This window comes from Nocardia vaccinii NBRC 15922 (assembly GCF_001613305.1).
Taxonomy (GTDB): domain Bacteria; phylum Actinomycetota; class Actinomycetes; order Mycobacteriales; family Mycobacteriaceae; genus Nocardia; species Nocardia vaccinii.
On sequence record NZ_BDCC01000050.1, the window covers coordinates 80,477 to 104,300 of the forward strand.

General features: G+C 65.7%; 24 protein-coding genes and 3 pseudogenes. 14 read left to right on the top strand and 13 right to left on the bottom strand.

Annotated elements, in window-relative coordinates; all coding sequences use genetic code 11:
* Position 1: 1 nt before the first annotated feature.
* Entirely contained in the window at positions 2 to 904 is a 903-nt protein-coding gene (locus NV1_RS28285; RefSeq protein ID WP_067898018.1) for an NADP-dependent oxidoreductase, read from the bottom strand.
* Positions 905 to 1,399: 495 nt separating this feature from the next.
* Positions 1,400 to 2,416: a TIGR03617 family F420-dependent LLM class oxidoreductase gene (locus NV1_RS28295; RefSeq protein WP_067897926.1), complete on the bottom strand. Its 1,017-nt coding sequence runs from the start codon at positions 2,414 to 2,416 to the stop codon at positions 1,400 to 1,402.
* 251 nt (positions 2,417 to 2,667) lie between these two features.
* Here NV1_RS28295 and NV1_RS28300 point away from each other — a divergent pair, with 251 nt between their 5' ends.
* From NV1_RS28300 to NV1_RS28310, 3 genes are all read left to right on the top strand, one after another.
* The gene (locus NV1_RS28300) at positions 2,668 to 3,240 is read left to right on the top strand and encodes a hypothetical protein (RefSeq protein WP_067897929.1); all 573 of its coding nucleotides are present in this window, start codon (positions 2,668 to 2,670) and stop codon (positions 3,238 to 3,240) included.
* 503 nt (positions 3,241 to 3,743) lie between these two features.
* Entirely contained in the window at positions 3,744 to 4,106 is a 363-nt protein-coding gene (locus NV1_RS28305; protein ID WP_157117420.1) for a hypothetical protein, read from the top strand.
* A complete protein-coding gene (locus NV1_RS28310; RefSeq protein ID WP_067897935.1) occupies positions 4,103 to 4,720 on the top strand; it encodes a hypothetical protein in 618 nt (205 codons plus the stop codon). Before NV1_RS28305 ends, NV1_RS28310 begins: the two co-directional genes overlap by 4 nt.
* Positions 4,721 to 4,753: 33 nt before the next feature.
* Here the strand turns inward: NV1_RS28310 and NV1_RS28315 are convergent, their stop codons facing one another.
* Together NV1_RS28315 and NV1_RS28320 are read right to left on the bottom strand one after the other, a co-directional pair.
* On the bottom strand, positions 4,754 to 7,390 hold the full coding sequence (locus tag NV1_RS28315; RefSeq protein WP_067897938.1) for a winged helix-turn-helix domain-containing protein: 2,637 nt from the start codon (positions 7,388 to 7,390) through the stop codon (positions 4,754 to 4,756).
* A gap of 236 nt (positions 7,391 to 7,626) precedes the next feature.
* Complete coding sequence (locus NV1_RS28320; RefSeq protein WP_067897941.1) at positions 7,627 to 7,842, bottom strand: DUF8691 family protein; 216 nt, start codon at positions 7,840 to 7,842, stop codon at positions 7,627 to 7,629.
* Positions 7,843 to 8,058: 216 nt separating this feature from the next.
* Between NV1_RS28320 and NV1_RS28325 the strand changes: the two genes are divergently transcribed.
* From NV1_RS28325 to NV1_RS28345, 5 genes are all read left to right on the top strand, one after another.
* On the top strand, positions 8,059 to 8,463 hold the full coding sequence (locus NV1_RS28325) for a DUF7144 family membrane protein (protein WP_067897943.1): 405 nt from the start codon (positions 8,059 to 8,061) through the stop codon (positions 8,461 to 8,463).
* Positions 8,464 to 8,604: 141 nt separating this feature from the next.
* On the top strand, positions 8,605 to 8,934 hold the full coding sequence (locus tag NV1_RS28330) for a hypothetical protein (protein ID WP_067898020.1): 330 nt from the start codon (positions 8,605 to 8,607) through the stop codon (positions 8,932 to 8,934).
* A gap of 56 nt (positions 8,935 to 8,990) precedes the next feature.
* Complete coding sequence (locus NV1_RS28335) at positions 8,991 to 9,491, top strand: lipocalin family protein (RefSeq protein WP_067897946.1); 501 nt, start codon at positions 8,991 to 8,993, stop codon at positions 9,489 to 9,491.
* A gap of 370 nt (positions 9,492 to 9,861) precedes the next feature.
* Positions 9,862 to 10,095 (top strand): metallothionein, encoded by a 234-nt coding sequence (locus NV1_RS28340; protein WP_067897948.1) that lies wholly within the window; start codon positions 9,862 to 9,864, stop codon positions 10,093 to 10,095.
* A gap of 425 nt (positions 10,096 to 10,520) precedes the next feature.
* Positions 10,521 to 11,516 (top strand): helix-turn-helix transcriptional regulator, encoded by a 996-nt coding sequence (locus tag NV1_RS28345; RefSeq protein WP_067897953.1) that lies wholly within the window; start codon positions 10,521 to 10,523, stop codon positions 11,514 to 11,516.
* Here the strand turns inward: NV1_RS28345 and NV1_RS28350 are convergent.
* From NV1_RS28350 to NV1_RS42520, 4 genes are all read right to left on the bottom strand, one after another.
* Positions 11,464 to 12,738 carry a cytochrome P450 family protein gene (locus NV1_RS28350; protein WP_169813421.1) on the bottom strand — a complete coding sequence of 425 codons (1,275 nt, stop codon included), beginning with the start codon at positions 12,736 to 12,738 and terminating at the stop codon, positions 11,464 to 11,466. The two genes, NV1_RS28345 and NV1_RS28350, sit on opposite strands and share 53 nt — an antisense overlap.
* A gap of 444 nt (positions 12,739 to 13,182) precedes the next feature.
* Complete coding sequence (locus tag NV1_RS28355; protein WP_157117421.1) at positions 13,183 to 13,347, bottom strand: hypothetical protein; 165 nt, start codon at positions 13,345 to 13,347, stop codon at positions 13,183 to 13,185.
* 268 nt (positions 13,348 to 13,615) lie between these two features.
* Positions 13,616 to 15,658, bottom strand: a complete 2,043-nt coding sequence (locus NV1_RS28360; RefSeq protein ID WP_218027225.1) for a putative bifunctional diguanylate cyclase/phosphodiesterase — start codon at positions 15,656 to 15,658, stop codon at positions 13,616 to 13,618.
* A gap of 1,068 nt (positions 15,659 to 16,726) precedes the next feature.
* Positions 16,727 to 16,975, bottom strand: a complete 249-nt coding sequence (locus tag NV1_RS42520; RefSeq protein ID WP_084525855.1) for an integrase core domain-containing protein — start codon at positions 16,973 to 16,975, stop codon at positions 16,727 to 16,729.
* An 83-nt stretch (positions 16,976 to 17,058) separates the two neighbouring features.
* On the opposite strand from NV1_RS42520, the pseudogene NV1_RS42525 reads away from it, so the two are divergent.
* Both NV1_RS42525 and NV1_RS44670 read left to right on the top strand, forming a co-directional pair.
* A pseudogene (locus NV1_RS42525) lies at positions 17,059 to 17,625 on the top strand (helix-turn-helix domain-containing protein); the annotation flags it as partial.
* A 91-nt stretch (positions 17,626 to 17,716) separates the two neighbouring features.
* Entirely contained in the window at positions 17,717 to 18,133 is a 417-nt protein-coding gene (locus NV1_RS44670) for a transposase (protein ID WP_067897966.1), read from the top strand.
* On the opposite strand, the pseudogene NV1_RS28370 reads toward NV1_RS44670, so the two are convergent.
* A pseudogene (locus tag NV1_RS28370) lies at positions 18,103 to 18,395 on the bottom strand (transposase); the annotation flags it as partial. The gene NV1_RS44670 and the pseudogene NV1_RS28370 overlap by 31 nt on opposite strands.
* A 115-nt stretch (positions 18,396 to 18,510) precedes the next feature.
* Here NV1_RS28370 and NV1_RS28375 point away from each other — a divergent pair.
* On the top strand, positions 18,511 to 18,756 hold the full coding sequence (locus tag NV1_RS28375; protein WP_373864664.1) for a diguanylate cyclase domain-containing protein: 246 nt from the start codon (positions 18,511 to 18,513) through the stop codon (positions 18,754 to 18,756).
* Positions 18,757 to 18,783: 27 nt separating this feature from the next.
* On the opposite strand, the gene NV1_RS28380 is transcribed toward NV1_RS28375, so the two are convergent.
* Together NV1_RS28380 and NV1_RS43895 are read right to left on the bottom strand one after the other, a co-directional pair.
* Positions 18,784 to 18,993 carry a hypothetical protein gene (locus tag NV1_RS28380; RefSeq protein ID WP_245713969.1) on the bottom strand — a complete coding sequence of 70 codons (210 nt, stop codon included), beginning with the start codon at positions 18,991 to 18,993 and terminating at the stop codon, positions 18,784 to 18,786.
* Between the two features lie 534 nt (positions 18,994 to 19,527).
* Positions 19,528 to 20,103 carry a hypothetical protein gene (locus NV1_RS43895; RefSeq protein ID WP_157117423.1) on the bottom strand — a complete coding sequence of 192 codons (576 nt, stop codon included), beginning with the start codon at positions 20,101 to 20,103 and terminating at the stop codon, positions 19,528 to 19,530.
* Positions 20,104 to 20,156: 53 nt separating this feature from the next.
* Between NV1_RS43895 and NV1_RS28395 the strand changes: the two genes are divergently transcribed.
* The 3 genes and pseudogenes from NV1_RS28395 to NV1_RS28400 all read left to right on the top strand — a co-directional run.
* The gene (locus NV1_RS28395; protein WP_169813422.1) at positions 20,157 to 20,483 is read left to right on the top strand and encodes a DUF3467 domain-containing protein; all 327 of its coding nucleotides are present in this window, start codon (positions 20,157 to 20,159) and stop codon (positions 20,481 to 20,483) included.
* 19 nt (positions 20,484 to 20,502) lie between these two features.
* Positions 20,503 to 20,664 carry a hypothetical protein gene (locus NV1_RS45190; protein ID WP_218027226.1) on the top strand — a complete coding sequence of 54 codons (162 nt, stop codon included), beginning with the start codon at positions 20,503 to 20,505 and terminating at the stop codon, positions 20,662 to 20,664.
* A gap of 201 nt (positions 20,665 to 20,865) precedes the next feature.
* Positions 20,866 to 21,060 (top strand): annotated as a pseudogene (locus NV1_RS28400) (transposase); the annotation flags it as partial.
* Positions 21,061 to 21,439: 379 nt separating this feature from the next.
* On the opposite strand, the gene NV1_RS28405 reads toward NV1_RS28400, so the two are convergent.
* Both NV1_RS28405 and NV1_RS28410 read right to left on the bottom strand, forming a co-directional pair.
* Positions 21,440 to 21,901, bottom strand: a complete 462-nt coding sequence (locus tag NV1_RS28405; RefSeq protein WP_067897984.1) for a DUF5994 family protein — start codon at positions 21,899 to 21,901, stop codon at positions 21,440 to 21,442.
* A 264-nt stretch (positions 21,902 to 22,165) separates the two neighbouring features.
* Positions 22,166 to 23,395, bottom strand: a complete 1,230-nt coding sequence (locus NV1_RS28410) for a fatty acid desaturase family protein (protein WP_067897987.1) — start codon at positions 23,393 to 23,395, stop codon at positions 22,166 to 22,168.
* Positions 23,396 to 23,824 lie beyond the last annotated feature (429 nt).

A 23,824-nucleotide genomic window follows, 5' to 3' on the forward strand; every position in this document is an offset into this window, starting at 1 on the left:
CTCAGTCGACCAGCAGCACCAGTTTCCCGCGCACGGCGCCCTGTTCACCCAGCCGATGCGCTTCGGCGACCTCGGTCAGCGGGAAGGCGCGGGCGACCGGGAGTGCGAAGCGGCCGGAGTCGATCAGTTCGCCGATCTCGTCGATGACGTGCAGCGCGCGTCCGGAATCACCGCGGCTGAATCGCACGCCGTGTTCCTGGGCTCCGGCGAAATCGGCGATCGTGATGACATGTGTTGCGCCACCGGTGATTTCAATGAGATCGGGTAGGGTTCCGCGGCCGGCGACGTCGAGTGCGAGGTCGACGCCGGCGGGGGCGAGTGCGCGCACCCGGTCCAGGAGGCCCTCGCCGTAGCCGACCGGTTCGGCGCCGAGCGAGCGGACGTATTCCTGATTGGCCGGACCAGCGGTGCCGATCACCCGCGCGCCCCGCGCGACCGCCAGCTGGACCGCGGCGCTGCCGACGCTTCCGGACGCGCCGTTGATCAGCAGCGTCACACCTTCCGTGACGCCGAGCTGGTCGAGCGCGCGGGTGGCCGTCTCGATGGCGGCCGGGAGTGCGGCGGCGCCGGTGAAGTCCAGTGCCGCCGGGATCGGCGCGTAGTGGGACAGCACCGCCAGTTCGGCCTGGGTGCCCTCCCGGGCGGCGAAGCCGAAGACGCGATCGCCGACGGACACGTCCGTGACGCCCTCGCCGAGTTCGTCGACCACGCCCGCCGCCTCGTAGCCCATGGTCTGCGGGAGCTGCTGATCCATCAGGCCCGCCCGCTTCCTCCAATCGCTCGGGTTGATCCCGGCCGCGCGCACCGCGATCCGAACCTGGCCGGCCCCCGGATGCGGATCCGGCAACTCGACGACCTCGAGCACCTCCGGACCGCCGAACCGGCTGAAACGAATCGCCTGCATCGTTCGCTCCGATCTCGACTCGGGACGCGCGTTCGCCGCGCGTGGAACAGTCTGCCAGCCGCCGTCGTGGTCGTCGGGCCGCATGGACAACAGATGTCCGGTCCGGGGAGGTTCGCTCGCGAATCGCTGGCGATCACCTAGCCCGGGAAAGCTGATCCCGGCCGGACAGTATTCGCCGAGAGGTGTGGATGTGCTCGGCGGGCGCCGCGCGGTCGAGAATCGGGATGGTCGGTTGTGAGCCCGAGGAGGTCGTGTCCGGTGAATGTGCTGATCCCGCGCGAACGTCCGAGGCGGTGGTCGCTCGACGACATCGTCGTCACCGATCCGCCGATCATCCGCCGGGCCATCGGCGCGGCGAGCATCGGCAACATCACCGAGTGGTACGACTTCGGCGTCTACGCCTATTTCCCCGGCCGCCCAGTCCGAGGAAGAGGCCGAGCGTCTCGTCGGATCACGGGGCATCGCTCCCTGAACCACGGTGATTCGCGGGTCCGCTCACGCCGAGCCGGCGTGCAGCGCCGCGACGAGGTCGGCGACGTCGGCCGGTGCTTCTCGGTAACCCGGGAAATAGCAGCACACTTCGCTCGCACGTCCGGCGAATCGAGCGCGGATCTGGTCGGCGCATTCCTCGGGGTCGCCGACCACGGCCAGCGTGGTCACGATCTCGGGCGTGATCAGGGCGCGCATCCGCGCGAACTGTCCGGTTTTGGACAGCGCGTTCAACTCGGGCATCAATTCGGCCCAGCCCTCGACCTCGAGCACCGGAAGATAAGCCGGGGTCGACCCGTAGAAGGCGATCAGCCCGGACACACCCTCGACCGCCGCGGCCAGCTGTTGTTCGGTGCGACCCACCGCGACCATCACCTGGGCGATGATCCGGAAGTCGTCGGCGTCCCGCCCCGCTCGCCGAAGTCCCGTCTGCACGGCCGGGACAGTGCGCTCGGCGAAATGGCGGGTGGAATTGAACGGCATCACCAGCAGGCCGTCGGCCGTCTCCGCAGCCATGGCCGTCATCCGCGGGCCGAGCGCACCGACCAGAACGGGCGGCGGGCCGTACGGGTTCGGGCCGGGGTCGAAGTTCGGCGGCATCAGCGTATGTGTGAAGAATTCCCCGCGGAAATTCAGCCGTTCCGCACCCTCCCATGCCGCGAAGATCGCTTTCACCGCCGCGACCGTTTCCGCCATCCGCGCGACCGGCCTGTCCCAGGTAGCGCCATACCGTTTCTCGATATGCGGTTTGATCTGTGACCCCAGGCCCAGCCGGAACCGGCCACGGCTGTAGCACTGCAGATCGTATGCCGCGTGCGCCAGATGCATCGGGCTCCGGGGTCCGGCGATGGCGACATTGGTCATCAGCTCGACACTCGTGCTTCCCGAGGCGACCACCAGCGGAAAGAACGCGTCGTGCGGCCCTTCGAAGGTGAACAGCCCGTCCGCGCCGAGTTCGGCGATATCCCGCGCGTGCCGCGATACCTTCTCCGGCGAACCATCCACCTGCAGATGCACTTTCACGACAACACTCCCTCGCGGCATCGGTGCCACACGGCGCATGTGCGCCCGAATGGAGACGACCCTATCGGCTGTCGTCGCCGCCATCGGCGGTTCGGGAGCGGCGGTCCTACAAGAAACTACTGCCGAACCTCGCTGACCAGTTGTTTCGGATATGCCCCGACGCCAGTTTCGGCCTCATCCGCAGTGGTATGAACGGTTGAGGCAATTACACTGTGCCTGAATTGTTTCCGTGGTCGGACGAAAGGTTTCACGTGAAGAGGTTCACTGTTCGGATCGGATTGGCCGGAGGTCTCGCGGCCGCACTGGCTTTCGCGTCGATGACGTACTCGACGCCCGGTGCATTGCCCCAGGCCGATGCCGCTCCTGCCGCGCCGGTGGCGGACCGCCTGGTCACCCTGCAGGAGTTCGCGACCGTCAACGACGGGTCGCGCGATCCGCGGAACACCGGTTTCTTCTTCACCACCAACCCGTCCGAGGCGTCGGCCGCGGTGAGCAAGTATCGCTTCACCAAGGTCGAGGATCTCGGCCGCTTGCACACCACCGCCGGCCCCAACCGGGTGGCGGTGCACCGCTTGCGGCTCCAGTCCAGCGAGCATCCGTCGTACCTGCTGGCGATCGCGGACCGCGACATCAAGAACCCCGCGGTCGCCGACGAGGGCGTGATCGGCTGGATCGACAACGCCCCGGAGATCGGTGATCACCCGCTGCTGCGCTACAGCTACAACAACCGCTGGGCCGCGGCCATCGACACCTCGCCCGGGCAGGCCGGGCTCGTCGCGCACGGCTTCCACTCGGACGGACCGATCGGGTGGGTAGTGCCCTGATCGCTCCGATCGAGTGATCGCCGCACCCTCGGCCGGGCAGGTCACCGCTGTTGCGGTGGTCCCGTCCGGTGTTCGGGTGCGGCCGAGGGGAATCCGGCAGGCCGGGCCCGCGGGCTATGGCGTCACGATGGCGAAGGTCTTCACCCGCCGTGGGTGAAATGCGCCGCCCGCTGGTTCGCACGCGGGTTCGCCGATACGCGAACACCCGGTACGGCAGGGCATCCGGGCGGTTCACTCGCGACCGGTGAGGTGGTTCGCGCTGGAGACGCGTCGCCGCTGGTACCTCTCTACGGCGCGGAGGTCGCGTGCTACGCCCCGACGGCCGGCCCGTCGGCATCGTCGAGGTCGACCCGGCGCGGCGCGCCCGTTCGGTGACAGTGGTTTCGCCGGACGGAGATCATCCCGGTCGGGTGAGTCGGGTTCGTGACCGGCGGGTGCAGACTCGTGCTCCGAGAGCTTCCGTCAGCGGTCATCGAGATCGGTCGGCACGTATGGAGATTCCGATGAGCGAGAAACCTCATCCTGGCAGGTGGGAGCGGCACAATCCGGGACGCGGGGACAGCGGGGTGGTCGGGACAGATTCTGCGGTGTTTCCGCTGACCGTCGGCCTGATTCTGCTGATTCCGGCGCTCGTATCGGTTGGTCCGGTGGGCGCGGCGATCCTGCTCCGGCAGCACAACGGCGCCGCCGTGGGTGCCGCCCTGCTGGTGGCGACCGTGGCGACCGGCGTTGTGCTGATCGTCGTCGCGTGCCTCGCGTTCGCCGTCGCCCGGCGTAGATCGCGGCATCCGAAAACGCCGCGGATGCGTGCGGGGACTTCGTTGCGGGGCAACGGAATTCGAATGAACCGCCGGAGGGCGACATGACCCAGACGCACCCGGACATGGCGATGACGGCAGGACGCTCATTCGTCTCCTGTGAGAAGGTCCAGTTTCGAGCTGTCATCGACGACACGGCACGTCTGCAATCCCGAGTCGGCCGCGTACTCGCGTGCGGTCGGCGCCGCTGGCTCGGCCGCACCGAGCCGGATACCTGCCCGGCGCTGCGGCGATGGAATCGGATTCAACCGCCGCACTGGCCTGCCGGGCATCCGACACTGGGCAGCGCGGTGGCCGCCGCGGCGGCCGGGGTCCGCACACCCGGCACCGCTCCGGCCGATTTCGCCACCGCGATCATGCTGTTGTCGGGGTGCCCGGCATTCGTCACCGGCTCGCTGCGCACCGCAGATGCCGGTCGCCCGCCCGTTGTCACGATCTCCCTGTTCGCCCTTCCCGCCGACGATCTCGTGCTGGCGCAGGACCTCGTCGGGGTGACCATCGCCACCGCGGGGGTCGTCACCTACCGGTCCGCGTCGACGATGCTCCTGACCCGGTCGCATCTCGCCAACCGGACGCGCCGGGAGGTCGAGGCCATTACGCCCGTCCCGGAACCGGAGCTGTTCGGGCCGATGGTGATGCGGCTGGACGGCATCGGCAGCTGAGCGCCGAATCGGTTCCGGCGGGGCCCGCGTCGGTCAGATGGCGCCCAGGGCGCGACCTCGGGTGATGGCGTCGGCGCGGGTGCGGACGCCGAGTTTGTGATAGATCCCGCGCAAATGGGTTTTGACGGTGTTGACCGACACGCCCATGTCGCCGGCGATGTCGTTGGTGGTCATACCGGAGGGAAGCTGACGCAGGACCGCGACCTCGGCGTCGGTCAGATGTGGGGCGTGCAGGGTGGCGTCGGCGCGGCGGTGGCGTCGGATGGTGTCGACGAAGTCGTCGAGGTAGCCGAACCGGCCCGTGTACTGGTCGAGCAGTTCGATGGTGCCGGGTACGTCCAGGAAGGGCCGGATCAGCCGGTCGGCGTACGCGATCGTGGCGGCACGGTGTAGCGCGTCGTAGACCGCGACGTGCCGGTCGAGCCGGTGGCAGGCCGAGGCGTACAACAGCCACGCCTGGATCGCCGGGATCGGGTGCAGCCGGTCGTCCTGGCCGAGCAGTGGAGTGACCAGTTCGAGGGTGACCGATGAGCAGTGCTTGGTTTCGGCGAGGGCGGCCTGGGCGAGAATCGTCTCGGGGATGCGGCCCAGTGTGGCGACCGCTCGGTCGAGGAGTCGTTGCGCGGTATCGGGCCAGCGGACGCGCAACAGCGCCCAGGTGACCTGGATCAGCAATCCGCCGGTGGTGGCGACGAGTGGGGTCTGCTCGAGCAGGGTGTGCATATCGGTGCGCATCGTGTCGGCGAGAGTGTGCCGATCGGCGGCGGAATCCGAGTTCAACAGCAACGCCAGGACCTGGGCGTGCCGACCCGGCGCCGGGGCGATGGAGCCGTCCATCCGGCGGGTGAGCGGGGCGATCTGCTCGGCGGGCAGATTCGGTTCGTCGGCTTGCAGATATGCGATGAGCGCGACCATGGTTCGCGCGTGCGTCAGCGCCGTGCTCTCCTGGAGATGGTGGCTCTCGGCGAAGGCGACCGCTTGCAGGGATCGTTCGCGCATCAGCGTGAGCGATCCGCCCAGTCCGGCCGCGACGGCGAGCCGGGTCAGGGCGTGCATCGTCAGCCGGTCCAGTCGGGCGTGCTCGGCCAGTGCGAGGACGTGCCGCAACTCCGATTCGCCTTTGTCGCGCGGGTGCGGACCGAACAGGTGAGTGCTGGCCGCTTGCAAGGCGATATAGCAGTCCAGCTCCGGATGCCCCGTCGGTGTGGGCAGGCCGCGCGGCGTGGTCTCGGTGAGCCGACCGGTCGCGATGTCGACGTCGGATCCGACCGCATCGGCCAGCAGCCGGAGCAGTTCGGGCGTGGCGAACACGGAGTCCGGGAGCGGGAGCTGTCGGACCAGGTCGCCGAGCGCCGCGGCATGGACCAGGTCGCCCCGTTCGATCGCCTCGGCGGTACGCAGCAATACGACGAAGGCGTCGGTCGCCGTGCCGAGGTGATCGAGTTGGCGGAACAGCGCCGCGCCGTCGCCGTCGAACACCATGCGAGGGCCGTGATCGCGGACGAATTCGGTCAGCCCGTGGCAATCCGGCGTGGCCAGCAGGTGGTCCAGCGCTTCGGGCAGCATCCCGGCGGCGATGAACCAGCGCGCACAGGCATCGTGCAGTGCGGGGGCGCGGTCCGGCTCGGTCCGCGCGATCTCCGCGAGGAGATGGGTGCGCAGCATCGGGTGGTATGTGTACCAGAGGCTGCCGCGCCGGGCGGCCGCCTCGAGCGGAAAGTTGCCGCGCAACAGCGATTCCAGTGTTCGGGCCGCGGTTCGCCCCGCCAGCGTTTCGGCCAGATCCACCGAGAAGGAGTCCGGTATGGCGGTGGCGAGCAGGAAATCCAGCATCTCGGGTTTCAGCGCCGACAACAGCTCACCGACCAGGAAATCCGCCACCGCGTGGGAACCGTGTTCGAGCGCGGCGAGCGCGGTGGCGCGGTCGCGGGTGTGCGAGGCCAGGTGGATCGCGCCGATTCGGACCAGGCCCGCCCAGCCGCGGGTGAGTTCGTGGAAGGCGGCCAGCTCGGATTCGGTGAGCCGGCAGTCGTGCTGGGCCAGCAGCGCCGCGGTGTGCTCGATGTCGAAGTCGAGGTCGCGGGCGCCGATGCGGGTCAGCCGACCTGTCATCTGCAGGGTGTGCCACCGAACGGGTGGTTCGTAGCGGCCGACGACGACGATGGTCAGCGTGGGCGGGGCGTGTTCGAGGAAGTATTCCAGGCCCGAAAGCGCCAGCGGATCGGTGATCAGGTGAGCGTCGTCGAGGACCAGCACCGTATCGGTGGCCGCGTCACCGATCGCGGATACCAGTGCCGCGGCCTCGTCGTTCGGCGTGTCCGGGACGGAGCCGCCGCCGGTGCTCGACGGCAGGCCCAGGGCCGCGGCGACGGCGGGCCACAGTTGGGTTTCGCCGAGTTCCGCGAGGCCGACCCACGCGAGAGCGGCCGGGGAGAGCTGTCGCCGGACCCAGTCGGCCGCCAGGACGGTCTTGCCGGTTCCCGCCGGGGCGCACATCAGTATCGTGTGGCCGTTGGCCGCTTGTCTGGCCTGGTTCATCCGAGCCTGTGCGTCAGTCATCCGCAGCGGGGTGAACGACAGGATCGGCGGTGTGTGCGCCGAAGCCGCCGCATTGGTCGAGCGGTACCGGTTTCCACTGGTGAGCAGAGGGGATAGTTCGGGTGCGACCATAACGCCTCCGTGAGCTTGTCCGTCCGAGCCGCTGTCGAGGGTCTGATCTGTCTGGATTCGAACGTATACCAGCGATTTGCTGGATACGAGGGGGTAGCTGATCTCTTGACCGGATCGAATTCATCTCGAAAGGGCGAGGCACACACGGAGACTCCTGCGCTGGGTGAGCGCGCTGGTCGGCGATACGGCGTTCGGCGGCGGCGCGGGTCGCTCGTTCGCGGTGGGCGGCCGAGGCGTCAGTCCGGCAGGCGGGACATCTCCAGCAGAGTGAGGCCGAGTGTGTCGATGCGGGCCAGTACGCTGCGGAGCGCGGTGCTGTCCGGCACGGTGCCGTACAGGGTGGTGGTGCCCGGCGTGGAGCGGTCGCTGCGCGTCAGTTCGGGGAAGGCGGCCTGTGCGCGTTCGGACAGATCGCCCTCGATGACGAACCGGTACCGAACGGCAGTCGCCATGCACCCTCACCTTCTCGTGGGCTGATGCGTCTCGTCGCGGGCCGACCCGGACATTGTCGGCATCCAGATTCGCTCGCCGATCGTGACGGCACGTCATCCGCTCGGGGTGAGTTCGCTCGCCGGATGTCACGGGTGCGCTCACCCCCGGTGGGTGAGGTGAATTCGCGCCGGATGCGGAACCGTCGTCGCACAGTCCGTGCACGAAAGGAGTCGGATATGACAACCTCGCGGGGAAACCATCCGGTACGGCAGGGGGTGGCGGCGGGCGCATCGTTCGGCGCGGCGATCCTGCTGCTCACCGTCGGTCTGCTGTCGCTGCTTCAGGGCATTTCGGCGGCGGTGAAGGACAACCTGTTCGTGGTCGGGGTGAACTACACCTACGAATTCAACATCACCGCGTGGGGATGGATCCACATCGTGCTCGGCATCCTGCTGATTTTGAGCGCATTGGGTCTGATGACCGGCGCGACGTGGGCCAGGGTCACGGCGATCATCATCGCGGCGCTGTCGCTGCTGGGGAACTTCCTGTGGCTGCCGTACTACCCGCTGTGGTCGATTCTGGTCATCGCCCTGGACATCGTGGTGATCTGGGCGGTGGCCACCTGGCGGCCGCAAGTCTGACCCGAGCGCTCGGATGTGGCGCGGGCGCGGCCAGGCCGTGCCGTGATCATCGGGACCGGCCAGGACCATCGGCCCTATAGAACCCCGAGGTCTGAGCGCAATCTTGATGCGAGCCATTCAACAACCGGTCGAGGAGTGATCGTGGTGGAGACTACCGAGAAGAAGACGGGGTCGGGACGAGTGTCAGACCTGACGGAACGAGTAGCAGGGCTGTCCGACGATGTGCTCGAGTCGGTCGAGTCCGGACAGCGGACCGCGATCGATGCCGTGCGCAAGTTCGTCGGTGCCGTCGACGAGTCGATGCCGGCGCACGGCGACGACCATCCGTCGAGACGCAATGCCATTGTCGATGCCGCCCTGGATATGGCGGACAAGCTCGTCGAGACGCAATACGAGTTCATCCGGAAGGTCGTCCGCAGCGCGAGCGAGACGCTGAAAAAGCAGGACGACGCAAAGCGAGGTGATGATTAGTCGCGCTGCCCCTCCCTGGGGGGCGATCGGTGGATTGCTGACAGGAGAAGGTCACGATGAATCAACAGTCCGCTGTCACTTCCGTAGGATCTTTCGACCTCGACCGCTACAGCGGCCTGTGGTATGAGATCGGCAGGCTCCCGTTCAAATGGGAGGACGCCGCCGCGGACGTCACCGCCGAATACACGCCAGAGGACGGCGGAAGTGTGCGTGTCGACAACCGGTGCATCGACAAGAATGGCGCGCCGTCGCAGTCGATCGGCCGTGCAACGCTGGTGCACGGCCGAGCGGGACGGTTGCAGGTTTCGTTCCTGCCGAAATTCCTGCGGTGGATCCCGTTCACGAAAGGTGACTATTGGGTGCTGAAGATCGATGGCGCTTACACGGTTTCCCTCGTCGGTACGCCCGATCACAAGAACCTGTGGCTTCTGGCCCGCGAACCGCACATCGACCACGACACGGAAGCGGCCTACCTCGCCGAAGCGGCCAGGCAGGGGTTCGATCTCGAAATGTGGATCAAAACGAGGCAGTCGGGCCGGGGAAGGGCTCTGCGCTGACCGATGGTGAAAGGGACAGCTTCACGACCACCTTGCTCATACCGGGGACCGTACCGGCCGACCAGTTGCGAGCGGACAGGAAGCGAGTTTGCCCACAGGTAGCTTTCAGCGAGGTTGTGACAGTTGCTGTGGTGCGCAGCGAAAGCGCAACGCATGAGAGCCAAGCGCCGTTCGACAATCTGGTGCGCGCCGCGGGGCAACTGCCGATGACGACAGAATCTGGGCGGTGGCGCTTTATGGGAAGGCGAGAGTTTCTGTCGGTTTCGGACGTCGTGATATTACTCCCCGGTCCGGCCGGTATCCGACGAGAATCGTGAACGGGCACGTCGTTTTCGATCGCGGAGCGGTAGCTGGCGCATATCATTGCTGAATGGCCCAATGTGAGGTTTGCGGCAACGAGTACTCGATGGCATTCACGGTCGAGGCGCAGGGCGCCCGGCACGTATTCGACTGCTTCGAATGCGCCATTCATAGGCTGGCACCTATCTGCGAGCACTGTCAGTGCCGGATCATCGGCCACGGTGTGGAGGCGGACGGGCGCTTCTTCTGCTGCGCGCACTGCGCGTTGTCCGAAGGCGCGAAGGGTTTGGTCGACCATATTTGACGGCTGACGGCCAACAGCGTTCGGTCCGTCGCTGGAGCTTCGCACCCTGTTCCGCGAACAGGGTGCCATCGGCTCGTATACCGACATCGCGGGTTCCCTGACCAGCTGTCGCGGCTGACCGCGGTCGCTGACACGGCGAGGCTGTGCTGGCTTCGACCGTCGCCATGGAACGCCCGTCGCCGGCGCGAGCGCTGTTGCCGCTGAGCGCCGATCGGCTGGCTGCGCCGAGGCGGCAAATGGATTGGCTGCCAAGACTTCGGCGGCGTTCTCCGCTGCCGACTCCGGGCTGTTGTTCGCCGATTGGCTCTGCCAGGACGGAAACACGTCGTTCCAGCACCGGTAATGCGTGAATCCGGGTGTCGGGCAAAATAATCAGCGCAGTATCCGTGTTCATCCGAATCTGCTGAGCCGATCGGGGTTTCGCATTGAACTACGACGAATGGCATGTGACCGGTGCCGTCGAGTGGACCGAGCTGGCCAACAGTATCGTCCCGATGGATCACCGATACCGGGACCGGGATCAGTGGCAGGTCGATCTGATCATGCAATGGTCGGCTACCTACAGCCTGCTGCGCTGGGATCAACCGGGCGACCGTGTCGCTTTCCGCACGCCCTCGCATATTCGCCGGGTGCCTGCCGAGGACTTCTACTGGCTGGTCGTCCCGGAACGCGGTGGGTTCTCCGTCGGTGATGACGACGAAATCAATAGCATCGCACCGGGGCAGGCGCTGCTGCTGGGATTGGACCGAGCCTGTCGGCTGCGGGTGCCGGGCTCGATGGCCTATGCCATGCAGATCCCGCGCACCGATGTCGACCACGCGATCTCGCCGATCGGAACGCGGCGGCCGCATTTCGATCTGAGCTCCGGTCTGGGCCGGATTGTGCACGGCATGATCCGCGACCTGCAGGCCGAACGCTCGCGGCTCACCAGCCGTCAATTCAACGCGGTCTGCGATCGGATCACCGAACTGGTGTGCATGATGGCCGTGGGCGATAACGGCCTGCGATCGGCCCATCTGGCGGAGATTGCCGAGACCGTGCGCCGGTACGTGCGCGCCAATGTCGGAATCGCGGACCTGCGGATGCCTGCGGTGGCGCAGGCGCTCGGCTGGTCGCCACGACAGTTACGCATTGCCCTGCAGCAAGCCGGGACCACGTATCGTGAAGTGCGCCAGGACGAATCACTGCGCGTCGCGCGCGATTTGCTCGAAAACCTGGATACGACAATGACTATCGGTGAGATCGCAGTGCGCAGCGGATTCACTGTCACCTGGTTCTCGGCCGCGTTCAAGGTGCGATACGGCGAAACACCACGAGAATTCCGTAAGCGCCGGCTCGCCGAGGTGCCCGGCCGGCCGGCGCCGCCGGTCAGTCAGCCGGATACAGCCGCACCGGCAAGGCGAGTGGGCCCGCGGTCATGATCTGCGGACTGATCGCAAGCAGTGCCGACTCCTGTGCCAGGCGCAGCAGCGGGAAGCGGTTGAACAGGGCCGACAACGCGATACGCGCCTCCAGCCGGGCCAGCGGAGCACCCAGGCAGACGTGCGGGCCACGCCCGAAGGCCAGCTGACCACGGTGGTCATGATCGATATCGAAAACATCGGCCTTCGGATAATGTTCCGGGTCCCGTCCGACGTTGCCGTTCCAGATGACGATGGCCCCCCTCGGCAGGTCGACACCCGCGATCGTGACATCCTGCTGCGCGTACCGGAGATTGGCGCTGTACACCGGCGACCGGTAGCGCAGCGCCTCCTCCACCACATCCGCCCAGCGGTCCTCGGTCAGCGCCTTGTCCAGTTGTTCGGGATTGTCGCTCAGCGCGGTGATCGCGTTGGCCAGCAGGTGCACGGTTGTCTCGTGTCCGGCCATGATCACCAGCCACAACATGTTGACCATATCGTCGGTGGTGAGGTTGTCGGTGTTGGCCGCCAGCATGGCCGAAGTCAGGTCGTCGCCCGGTTCGCGCCGTTTGGCCTCGAGGAAATCTCCCAGGAACGCCAGCATCTCTCCCATGGCCGCCTGCATCTGCTCAGCGGTGCTGGTGTGCGACATGAGGATGGCAGCCCAATCGCGCAACCGCGACTGATCCGCGTCCTGGACCCCGTACAGTTCGCAGATCACCCGCACCGGAAACGGAAGCGTGAAACGCTGAATGAGATCCACTTCGCCCTGCTCGTCGGCGAAGCCGTCGATGAGTTCCACGGCGATCCGTTGAATCTGCGGCTCGAGCGCGGCGACCCGGGCGGGCGTGAACGCGGCGCTGATCGTCCTGCGTAGCCGTCGATGGTCTTCGCCGTCTTTGTTCAACATATGGTCGATGTCGGTGAACGCGCGCATCGGCCAATCGGCGGGAATGGTGCCGTCGTGCAGGGCCGGACACTTCTGAGCGTTCTTGCTGAAAACGGTGCCGTCGCCCGCGAGCACTTCGCTCACGGCTTGATAGCTCACCGCTGTCCAGGCCGCGACACCGCCGGTCAGCTGGACTGGAACCAGCGGTCCGCGCCGAGCGATCCGCTCGTAGGTCTCGAGGACTGTTTCTCCAGCGGTGGGTAGCTGGATGACCGAATCCGTCATGGTGTCTCCCATGGTCTGATCGAACGAGAGCCGGACCTTTCCGGTCCGTACTCGCTCAGTGTCGATCACCACCGCAACCGTGGCGGAACGAGTCCATTTCTCTGCCTCGCAACGGAATTCCGCAGTCTTCGGAACATAACGCCGGGTGCGGAAGCAGCGCCGGAAGGACCCCATCCCGGCAACGACGGCGTGAGCTTCGTCGACTCACGACGTTTACGGGTACAGGGTCGGGACCGTCGGTAAGAAGCGGCCCCGGACCAGCGCCCCCGGCAGGACACGTAAAACATGGGCAACCGGGAAACGTCTGGTCATCGTCGGTTCGTATCCAACATAGGGCTGTAACGGGCGTACGCGGTCCGTCGATCGTTTCCGTGTTGACAGTGCCCCGGCGGAGGCCGATAAGGATGGAATCGGCGTGACCAGCGTTTGCTGGAATGCTGAATGATTGTTACCTCTGCCGAGGTTGGTTGGTGTTTTCGTCGAGTAGTGCTGTGCGGTGCGCAGAGGAAACGGTCAGTGTCCGTGTCGATCCCGCTTGCGTATCTCCCCGTCGTGTTCCTCGATGGTGTGGTCGAGTCGGCGGTGGATCGCGGGATCGGTTGTGGCGGCTCGTGTTCTGCGGAGCGCGGCGAGATCGCGCATCGGTTCCAGGTAGTCCTTTTCACTCACTTCCGGCATCTGCCGCTCCGGGCGCTGAAGGCAGTCGTCCACTTCGCGTATGTTCGTGCTGCGCTTGCCTGGGGTATCGGTCGTTCGAGAGAGGCTGTCCGGTCGCCCACCGCATCCGGGTGGTGGCTTGTTCGGGCGCGGTGTCTGCTGGTACCCGCAGGTGGCGGTAGCGACGGCGGTGCGGCCATGCAGACACAGTGCCTGCAGCTGGCAGCGAGCTGATCGCGGTCGCACCGAAGCGGGTCCGCATTCCGCATACGGTGTGTGCTGGTGTGTTCTATCCCCGTGGGTTTTCGAGGAAGGCGCGGAGCCGGTTGGCTGGGAGTGGGTAGGAGAACAGCCAGCCCTGGTAGAGGTCGATTCCGAGTCGGTCGAGGGCCTGGAACTGGCCGGTGGTTTCGACGCCTTCGGCGACACAGCTGCGTCCCATCGCGCGGCCGATGCCGGTCATGGCTTGGGCGATGGCGAGGTCGCCGGCATCGGTTTCCACGCCGGCGACGAACTGGCGGTCCAGTTTGATGATCTGTGTAGGTAGGTCTTTGAGACGGGCCAGCGAGGAATAGCCGGTGCCGAAGTCGTCCAGGGCGAAGCGCACGCCACGTTCGGCCAGCTCGACCATGGCTTCCCGGGACCTTGTGGGCAGTTCGACCAGGGATGTTTCTACCATTTCCAGGACCAACCGGTGCGAATCGATGCCACATTCGGTGATGGCCGCGGTGATCGTGTCGACGAATTCAGGATCGTGGGGCAGCAGATCGGACAGGTTGACCGCGATGGCCACGGGGTGCCCGTCCGACGCGGGCCAGCTGGATGCCTCGTGTAAGGCGGTGCGCAGCACCCAGAGGTCCAATGCGCGCAGCATGTTCCCTTGCTCGGCCACACGCAGGATCACCTCTGGTGAGAGTAGGCCGCGTTCGGGATGCGGCCAGCGCACCAGCGCCTCGGCCATCGCGACGGAATGGTCGCGAGTCATGATCGGTTGGTAGTGCAGGACGAGGGAGTCGGTGTCTATTGCCGCGTGCAGTTGCTCTTCCAGGCCGAGTTGTGCCTCCACAGTGGCGATCAGGGCGGGGGTGGCCAGCGACACGCGGCCGGGTCCCAGGCTTTTCGCATGGAACATCGCCGCGTCGGCGTAACGCAGCAGATCCGAGCCGACGGTGTGCTGGTCGAGCATCGCGGCGCCGACCGAAGCCGACACGACCACCGGCCGCCCGCGCACGGGCACGGTCGTGGACAGCAGTCCCGCCACCCAGGTCGTGAAGGGCTCCAGGCCGCCGACGGCGTCAACATCTGGACAGATGATCAGATACTCGTCACCCGAGAGCCGGGCCGGGGTGCAGCCTGGCGGCAACCCGTTCGCCAGGCGCCATGCCAGCGCCTTCAGCAGTTCGTCGCCGCCGTCGTGGCCCAGCGCATCGTTGACCCGTTTGAAGTTGTCGATGTCGCAGAACAGCACGGCGACCCGTGCAGCGCCACCGTGCAGTAGGCTGCCGAGCAGCTCGTTGAGGCCGGAGCGGTTGAGCAGCCCGGTCAGATCGTCGTGGGTGGCCTGGAAGCGCAATGTTTCGGTCTGCCGCAAACGGTCGGTGATGTCTTGGAACACCATCACCCAGAATCGGCTTCCGTCGTCGTCCACCGACGCCGTGCTGTGCACATCGCAGGGCACCGGCTGGCCATCCGAGCGCCGCAGCGTCCGCTGATGCACCCGGGATCGGTTCAACGTCGCCTCCGCTGATGCCGCATCCGCGATGAGGCTCTGGCCACGATCGTCCGGATGCAGCAGGCCTGCGGCGGGCATGGCGTTGAGTTCAGGCAGCCGGTAGCCCAGCAGGCTACACAGCGCCTCGTTGGCGTCCAGTACTTTGCCGGCTTCGTCGAACAACGCAATACCGGCCGGGACGAGGTCGAACAGGTCGGTGAACCGCCGACTCGACCGCTGCTGCCGGATGCCGGCTTCGGCTTCATCACGGGTGACCTGGATGAAACCACGGACCCTGCCCTCCAGCGACTTCTGCGCAGTGATCACGACATGGGCCCAGAACCGGGTGCCGTCGCGGCGCAGGCACCAGCCCTCGTCCACATGCCTGCCGAACTCGGCGGCCTGAGCCAGCTGCCAGTCCGCGTGGCCGGCAGTGCCGGGTTCCGCCGGGGCAAACACCGAGATATGTTTCCCGATGATCTCCTCGCCGCGATAGCCCGTGATGAGTTCTGCCCCGTCATCCCAGCTCTCCACACGGCCAGCCGCATCGAGCACGAAGATCGCGTACTCACGCATCCCCGCAGCCAGCAGACCAAGTCGCGCCTCAGTCTTCGACTGCAACCGCGCGATCCCGCCGTGCCCTCCCCTGGGCACGAAGCCGGTATCACGGTCGTTTTCCATGTAACCCCAACATGTTCGGTCTTGCGAGCCTCATCATCGCAGTTTCGATCGAGGGCCATAGAGGCTAGAGATCCTATTGTGACGATGCCTGGCCGAGACGAAGCCTCCGGTCCTCCGGAAAGGCCGACCTTACTGTACTGCAATGTGATCGATCGGCATAAGAATGCGCTCCGGCCGGGCGCGTGTCGAGCGGCATTGAGTGAGTACTCGGAAATGTAGGCTGTGATCGGCCATATTCGGTGCGCACCGCGCGTGGCTATTTTTCGGTCGGCGTGTGACCTGTGGTGTCAGCTGTGAGCAACCCCCGAGAGTGCGAACCAGCGACGTGTGACCTGCGAAAACGCTGAAGCCGTTTTGTGCCTGCGACGTGGCGGAGCGCGTTGGCCTGCGGAAACGGTGTCGCAGGCTGGTGCCCCCGGCAGGGCGCTATAGGGATGGGACCGGCGCTGAACAGCGGTTTTCGTGGGGAACGCTGACGATTGAAGCATGATTCGTCTATAGGAAGTCAGATTCACCCCATTCACTCGATTAGGGGCGGGGCTGTCGGGTGTGCGTGATTGGCTCGGGGCGCCGCGCCCGAGGGTTCGTTCTCGAGAGATTGCAGATGGTATTTCTGCGTTGGAGGGGGCGGGCGCCGGCAGAGGGGCAGCGCCCGCCGGGTGTGGAGCGTCCAGAGCGGAGCTGGCTGAGCAGGTTGCGGCCTGATCGTCGCAGGCTAGGGCAGGTTCGGCTACTGTTCACCAGCGGATGTGATCCCCGATGGTCGAAGGATGATAGCGCCCGGAAAAGCTTGAGCACGGCGAGAGTGGCGTTCGGTTTGATCGGGTCCAGGTTCGGAAGTGGGTCTGTCACCCATCCGAGGTCTTTCAAGTCGGCCCAAACCCATCGCCCTGGCAGGATCGACCATTCTCTGAACTGCCTGATTGTCCGAATCCCGGCTTTGGAGAGAAGGGTTCAGCTCAATGTGACGGACTCGGCGGATTCCGGACAGTGTCCTGAAGGGTTGTTTCATGCTGCTGCCTGCCGATTCAGATAATCGACATGAACCTGTGTCGGGGTCTTGTAGTTTATCCCCGAGTGGATTCGTTTCTGCTTGTAAGTTGTCTCGAGGTCTTTTACAACTGCGCGCCGTGCCTGGCTGCGGGTGAGGAATGTCATGCGGTGTAGCCACTCATTCTTCAGGGCGTCGAAGAAAGATTCCGCCATGCAGTTTTCCCAGCATACTCGGGTACGGCCGATGGATTTTCGAAGGTCCATCCTCCTCAGCTTCTTGCCGAAATCGTAGCTGGTGTAGTGCCGGATTCAACTGGTCGTCGCAACACCTCTGATCGTGGAGGTGGTTGTGGGCATTGGTCCTGGCCGGAAGAAAGTTCGTGAGTCGGGGGCAGATCCCGTCACCCGGCCGTCCGACGGTGGCGTGGCGTGAGGATCGGGTCCGGTTCTGGGCGGCGATCGCGCGTGGGGTGATGACCGAGGACGCAGCGGTCCAGGCGGGGGTGTCCTCGCCGGTCGGTTTCCGCTGGTTCCGGCATGCTGGCGGCGTGAATTCTCGTTTGTCCCAGACTGTTTCGGGCCGGTATCTCTCGTCATCGGAGCGGGAGGACATCGCGTTGTGGCGTGCCCAAGGCGCGGGGGTCCGTGAGATAGCTCGCCGGCTCGGTCGTAGTCCGTCGACGATCTCGCGGGAGCTGCGTCGCAACGCCTCGACCCGTTCGTACTGGCTGGACTACAAAGCCTCGACAGCGCAGTGGCATGCCGAACGCCGTGCCAGGCGCCCCAAGACCGCCAAACTGGTCGACAACGAACGGCTGCGTGAATACGTGCAGGACAAGCTTTCCGGGGTCGTGCGGGATGCCAGCGGGCGTGTGGTGGCCGGTCCTGTCGGTCCGGAGTGGAAGGGACGCAACACGCTACCTGCGGCGATTCCGCACCAGCACAAGCCAAATCACCGTGCCTCCACCACGGCCACCCTCGGTCCGCGACATCACCCGCTGGATCATGACCGATCCGGACAATCTCGAACCGAAACACTCCACCCCCCTGGCCACGATCCACAAGACCAGCAAGGACCTGAACCGGCTCACCCGCCACGTCGAAGACTTCGCAGTCATGATGACCCGACTCGAGGGCCACCGCCTCGACTCCTGGATCAGCACGGTCGAAAAGGACACCCTGACCGCGGTCGCCTCCTTCGCCTGCAACCTCCGCCGCGACATCGACGCCGTCCGCAACGGCCGCACCCTGCTCTACAGTTCCGGTCCCGTCGAAGGACACGTCAACCGCATCATGCTCAAACGACAGATGTTCGGCCGAGCCAACTCGACCTGCTTCGCAAACGCACACTGCTACAACAGAACTGAGCATCAGGAAGAGTGCGACAAAGCCCGGATCTTCACCCACAGCGCATCGATATAGACGATCGGCCACCGGATCCAGAGGACGGTTCTCCTCAGATCGTGATCTCCTCGGTCACCGCGTCGGTGACCCGGGAGGTCACGTCCCCGGACACCTCGACCCCATACATCTGCTGCAGGTGAGAGCGGATATCGCGCACCGACATCCCGCGGGCATACAGTGACAGGATCTGCTCGTTGAACCCGGCCAGCCGGCGCGCATGCTTCGGAACGATCTTCGGTTCGAAACTGCCGTTACGGTCGCGTGGGGTGTTCACCTCGACCGCGCGATACTGGCCGGGCTGGACTGCACGCTTGCTCGCATCGGTGGTGATGAATTCGTGGCCCTGCTTGCACCGCCGGTCGACGACGGGCGCGTGGCCGCGGTTGCCGGACCGGATGCTCTCGGCGCTGGCCTACCCGGTCACCGTGGACGAGCGCAGGTTGCGGGTGTCGGCCAGTATCGGGGCGATCATCGCGACCGCGTCGGACACCGACGCCGTAGCCTTGCTCGAGGCTGCGGACCGCGAGCTGTATCAGGCCAAGACCCGCAGCAAGGACCGCTGGGTCCTGGGTATCCTCGACACCGGTCCCGGTCAGCCACCGGGCATCGGAAGGGCCCGAGCGATAACGCTGACCCGGTAACCCGCGTTCGGCAACCCCCGGGCGGTTTTATGCCTGGAGCTTGAGATTGCCGGCGGCGAGGCACCCGAACATGGTGCGGCCGATCGCTCGGAAGTCCCAGCTCTCGCTGGTGGCGTGTGAGGCGGCGACGATAGCGGCGACGTCGAAATCCTCGCGGGTGGCCGTGCCCTTGGCCTCCAGCTCGGCGATCACGTACGCAGTCGCGGCTTCCGCGGTATCCAACACGCTGATCTCCACTCGCTCGAAGGAAACGGTCGATCACGGCTCGTTCAACTTTAAGGGCCAACCCACCGCCGCGATGTCAGAACCTGCTCTCTCCCAACCGATTGTGGTATATCCGCCCGATGTCCGGCGTCTGTCACGGGGTTCGCGGGGGCGCCAGGGCACAGTCCAGGCAGATGAGATCGTGGCCGGGGGCGCGCGGGTCGCGGTCGAGAGTGGACATCCTGCGGTGTGAACATTTCGGTGACGCCATCCCGAAGGTGAAGCGTCTCGGTGGCTCAGTCGGTATGGGCGCGCTGGACGAACACCTCGTCGGCGCTGCCGGGAGGGTGTCGTGATCTTCTTCGCCATCGAGCCAAGCGCGCATCGGCAGGTAACTGGGGAACACGCTCCGCGTCTGCGCAAATGCCTGGCCGAGACCAGGTGCGCCCGTTACGCCAATATTTCCTAACGGTTGCGACACGGTTGCTGCGCATTGGTAGTGCTTCGATGAGAATGGCTTCGGCACGCCAGTTCTTCCAGCACCAACCTCCGTGTCAATCCACACACTCATCGTTGGAAGGAAGTTCGACCATGGCAGTACAGGAAAGCAGCGGTACGACGACCCAAGGCCGGGAAATCGACGTAGAGGCAGAAGTGGAAATGCTCCGGCTGCGGCTGGACGAGGCCCGGCAAGAGACGCAGAACGCCCGCCAGTACGCGATGCAGGCAGCGGGTCTCGCGCGCCAGGCGCAGGCACAGGCCCGGCAGGTGCAGCATCAGGCCCAGCATGCGCAGCAGGACGCCAACCAAGCCAACCAGCAGGCCCAGCAGGCCCGTCAGCAGGCGATCCTGGCCACCAACCAGGCCCAGCAAGCCCAGAGCGAAGCCGACCGGGCCCAAAGCCAGGCCCAGCAGGCTCAAGGTGAAGCCAACCAGTCCCAGCAGCGGGCCGGCAGCGCCCAGGATCAAGCCGACCAGGCCACCCAACTGGCGCAGCAAGCCGAGGACCAGGCCAGTCGGGCCCAGGACCGAGCCGGGCAGTGGGAGATGCAACTCCACCAGATCCGCCAGCAGGCCCGCCTCCAACAGGGCCGCTGACCCGGCGAGGATGACGCAGTGATCGCAGCGCTGGCGACCGGCCATACCCGATACCTGGTATGGCCGGTTCGCCAAGCCTGCCGTATGGGGGATCCGCGGTGAGCGCCCCAGTTCCGCCTCCCGCAGACGAACCCGATGTCCATGTCGAGGTCATCGTGCCGGAGATAGTCGGTGCCGGGGTGTATGCCAACGGGTTCACCTGCTGGTACAACCGCACGGACTTCACTCTCGATTTCCTGGTCTATCTCCCCAGCGAACCCGGCGGGGTGAACGAGACCGGCCAAGCGGCGATGCGACAACCGGTGCAGGTCACCTCCCGGGTGAAGTTCCCACCCGCGCTGATCTTCCGGCTCATGCAGACACTCAACGACAGCATGAACAACTACGAACGACAATTCGGCCCCATCACCCACCTCGGTGAATAACCCCGCCCGGAGACAGAACATGCAAACCGCCAAATCAGGCCCCATCACCCTCATCGCCTGCCCACGCGACCGCCTCGTCATCTCCGATCCAGCCGTCCGGTACCGGCCCGACCCGATCCCCGGCCGCCACTACCTCGTCACCCCCATCGCACCACACCCACAACCCGAACCCACCGAATAAACCCCATCCTGCTCCACAGGCAAGGACAGGATCCTGGACCGAGAACCGCACCAGCGGCCAGACCAACCCCGCAACCGTACTCACTGACTCGGCGCGGTGGATTCGGGGCTGCTGCAGGGGTGGGTGACACTGTGACCTGCCCCACCGGTTGGGTTCCAACTCAGGTTGTTAACTGACAGCCTTACCGAAAGGCTGACCCGCGTGCCACGCGCCTATCGCACCGAGTTACGGACCCGGGCGATCGCTCTGGTCCGGGCAGGCGAACCCGCCAAGCAGACAGCGGTCGAGCTGGGCATCCATCCGGTCACGTCGTCGAAATGGTTGCGCCAGGATGACATCGACCACGGACTACGTCCCGGTAAACCGGCGGCGGAGTCGGCGGAATTGCGTGGGGCTCGCCGCCGGATACGAGAATTCGAAACCGAGCTCGCGATCATCCGCCATGCCTACATCGAGATCTTCTACAACCGCCAACGCCGCCACTCGTCCCTGGGCTACCGCACCCCGATCGAGTTCGAACTACTCTCCCAGAAGGCACCCATTGCGGCTGTCAGTTAGCCACCGCGACAACCCTGGCGGCGGCCATGACCGAGGCCGAGATCCTCGGTGAGGGCCACAGCGGATACCTGGACGGAATACTGGACACCTACCGTCGGGTCCCCGGTTCGCGGCCACCAGGCACCGTCGATTGATCCGGTGGCGGTGTCTTCTTCGCGCAGCACCAACCGTGGCGCTCGCGGCCGCGCGCTCGCCACCGCTGGCGCAGGTCCAGCGGTCATGTCGGAACGTCGTCCGGGGCGTTGCGCACGGCCCTGAGCAGATCGGTGACGGTGGATGCATTGCCCCTGGCGGCCGCGGCGGTCATCGTGACGCGCGCGGAGTCGATAGTGGTGCGCGGCGGGATGATCAGTAGCGCGATCCTGGCACCGGCGAGACCGACAACGTCGAGGGTGTGCGGCGGTTTGCGGTAGTAGCCGCCGAGCCGTACCCAGCTGGCACCGACGGTGAATCTGTCCGGTGCGTGATCCCAATCGCCGAGGTGGTAGATCACGCGGTGTACGAGGCCGAGCCGGGCCGCCAGCACCGTGAGCAGTGCCGGCAACTCGGCGGTGAGGTCATGGCCGTGCGGCCACCATGCTCCGTCGACCCATCCGGTGTGTGGTGGTTGGGTGTCGACCAGCAGCCGAAGCGAATGTGCGGAATTGGTCGGAGCGTATCGGGGCTGCTGTGAGGTCATGATCGATGCTCCCGTCTCGGCGCGAGGGCCGAATTCATCCGCCGTCGCCGCAGCGCGGCGGCTCTGCTGGTGCGGTCGGGGTGTTCTCGGGTGTCGGCCGTCCGCGATCGGCCAAAGGTAAATTCGTGTCCGCGCCGGTGGGGTAGGCGCTGTGGGGCCACCACCTACTGTCGGCATACCCGGCTTCCAGTGGGTGAACATTCAGCCGCGCTCGTGATGCGCGAACTCGGGGTGGCTCGATGCCGAGTCGGCTCTGCTGTCGAATCATTGCCAACGCCCCTGCTTCGGAGCCGCCAGCACGCGCAGCGCTGTGCGCAGGCCGCGTCGCCGGGGTGACCGGTCCGCTTCATCGGCATGGGATAAGTTGTGGCCGTTGAACTTTCGTTCTGATGCGGTTTCGGGGGCGTCGTCGCAGGTGGCGGTCAGGAAGCGGTCGGGAAGAGCCAGTTTGTGGATGGTACGCAGCGTGAGCAGATATTGGCGCAGTAACGGGCCGCTCGTATAGGGCAGGTCGTACTTGTCGCACAGCGCCCGCACCCGTCCGGCGATTTCGGCATAGCGGTTGCTGGGGAGGTCGGGAAACAGATGGTGCTCGATCTGGTAGCACAGGTTTCCGCTCAGGAAGGCCAGCACCGGCCCGGCGTCGAAGTTCGCGGTGCCCAGCATCTGCCGCAGATACCACTCGGGCGCGGTCTCGTCTTCGATCACCGTGGCGGTGAATTTCTCGGCGCCGTCGGGGAAATGTCCGCAGAAGATCACCAGATAGGCCCAGAGGTTGCGGAGCATGTTCGCCGCCAGGTTCGCCATCAGGGTGCGTCGCCACCGTCGGCCGCTCAGTATCGGGAATAGCAGGTAGTCCTTGCCGGCCTGCCGGGCGATCTTCCGGATCAACGCGCGAGCCTGGCTGAGTTTCTCCGCTGTGGAGGTCGCGCGGGCCCATGCGGCGTCCAGACCGTGGATGGCGATGCCCCATTCGAACGTGGCCGCCAACACCAGATTCTGCAACGGCTGCACCAGCATGTACGGACGCCAGCGCTGGTCGCGCGTCACGCGCATCACGCCGAAGCCGACATCGTCGTCGAAGCCGAGGACGTTGGTGAACACATGGTGGCGATAGTTGTGGCCATGACGCCACTGCGACGACAGGCCCGCCATATCCCATTCCCAGGTGGTGGAATGGATTTCCGGATCGTTCATCCAGTCCCATTGACCGTGGCAGACGTTGTGGCCGATCTCCATGTTCTCGACACTCTTGGCCACCGCCAAGCCGGTAACCCCCAGAATCCACCCGAGTCTGCCGCGGCTCACCGCGATCGTCAGTCGGGCTGCGGCGTCCAGAGTGCGCTGGAATGTGATGGTGCGGCGGATGTAGTTCGCATCCCGCGTTCCGCGCTGATCCTCGATGTCCTGGCGGATTGCGTCGAGCTCATGTCCCAGCGCCTCGATGTCGGCCGTGCTCAAATGTGCGTAGACAGCGACCTGTGTAATGGCCATATCAGCGCTTGAACACGCCCCTCAGATTGTGCTCCAGCCAGTCGAAGGGGCCATGGCCCCCGACCCGGCCTTCGGTGGGGGCCCGGGTACCGACGTTGCGGAGGCTTCTCCCGAGGCCTTCCTTGGAAGTCCGGATTCGGTGCGCGATCTTGTTCTGGGTCATCGGAAAGATTCCCGTCCCCGGATGTGCGGTTCGGCCACGGCAGCCGAGTCGGCCGACCGTTCGACGCATGCACCGGCTATCACCTCAGCGTAGCTTCGGCAATCCAGCCTGTCTACATCGTAGAGTTACGCCGTTGACGTATGTCTTTCGAGGTCATCGTTGCTGGGAAGCGCCACCCTCGGACGAGTCCGTGGCCAGGCCGGTGAGCAGGATGTCGAGGCCCCGTTCGAGTTCGGCGGCGCCGTCGTAATCCGCCAGCACCGTCG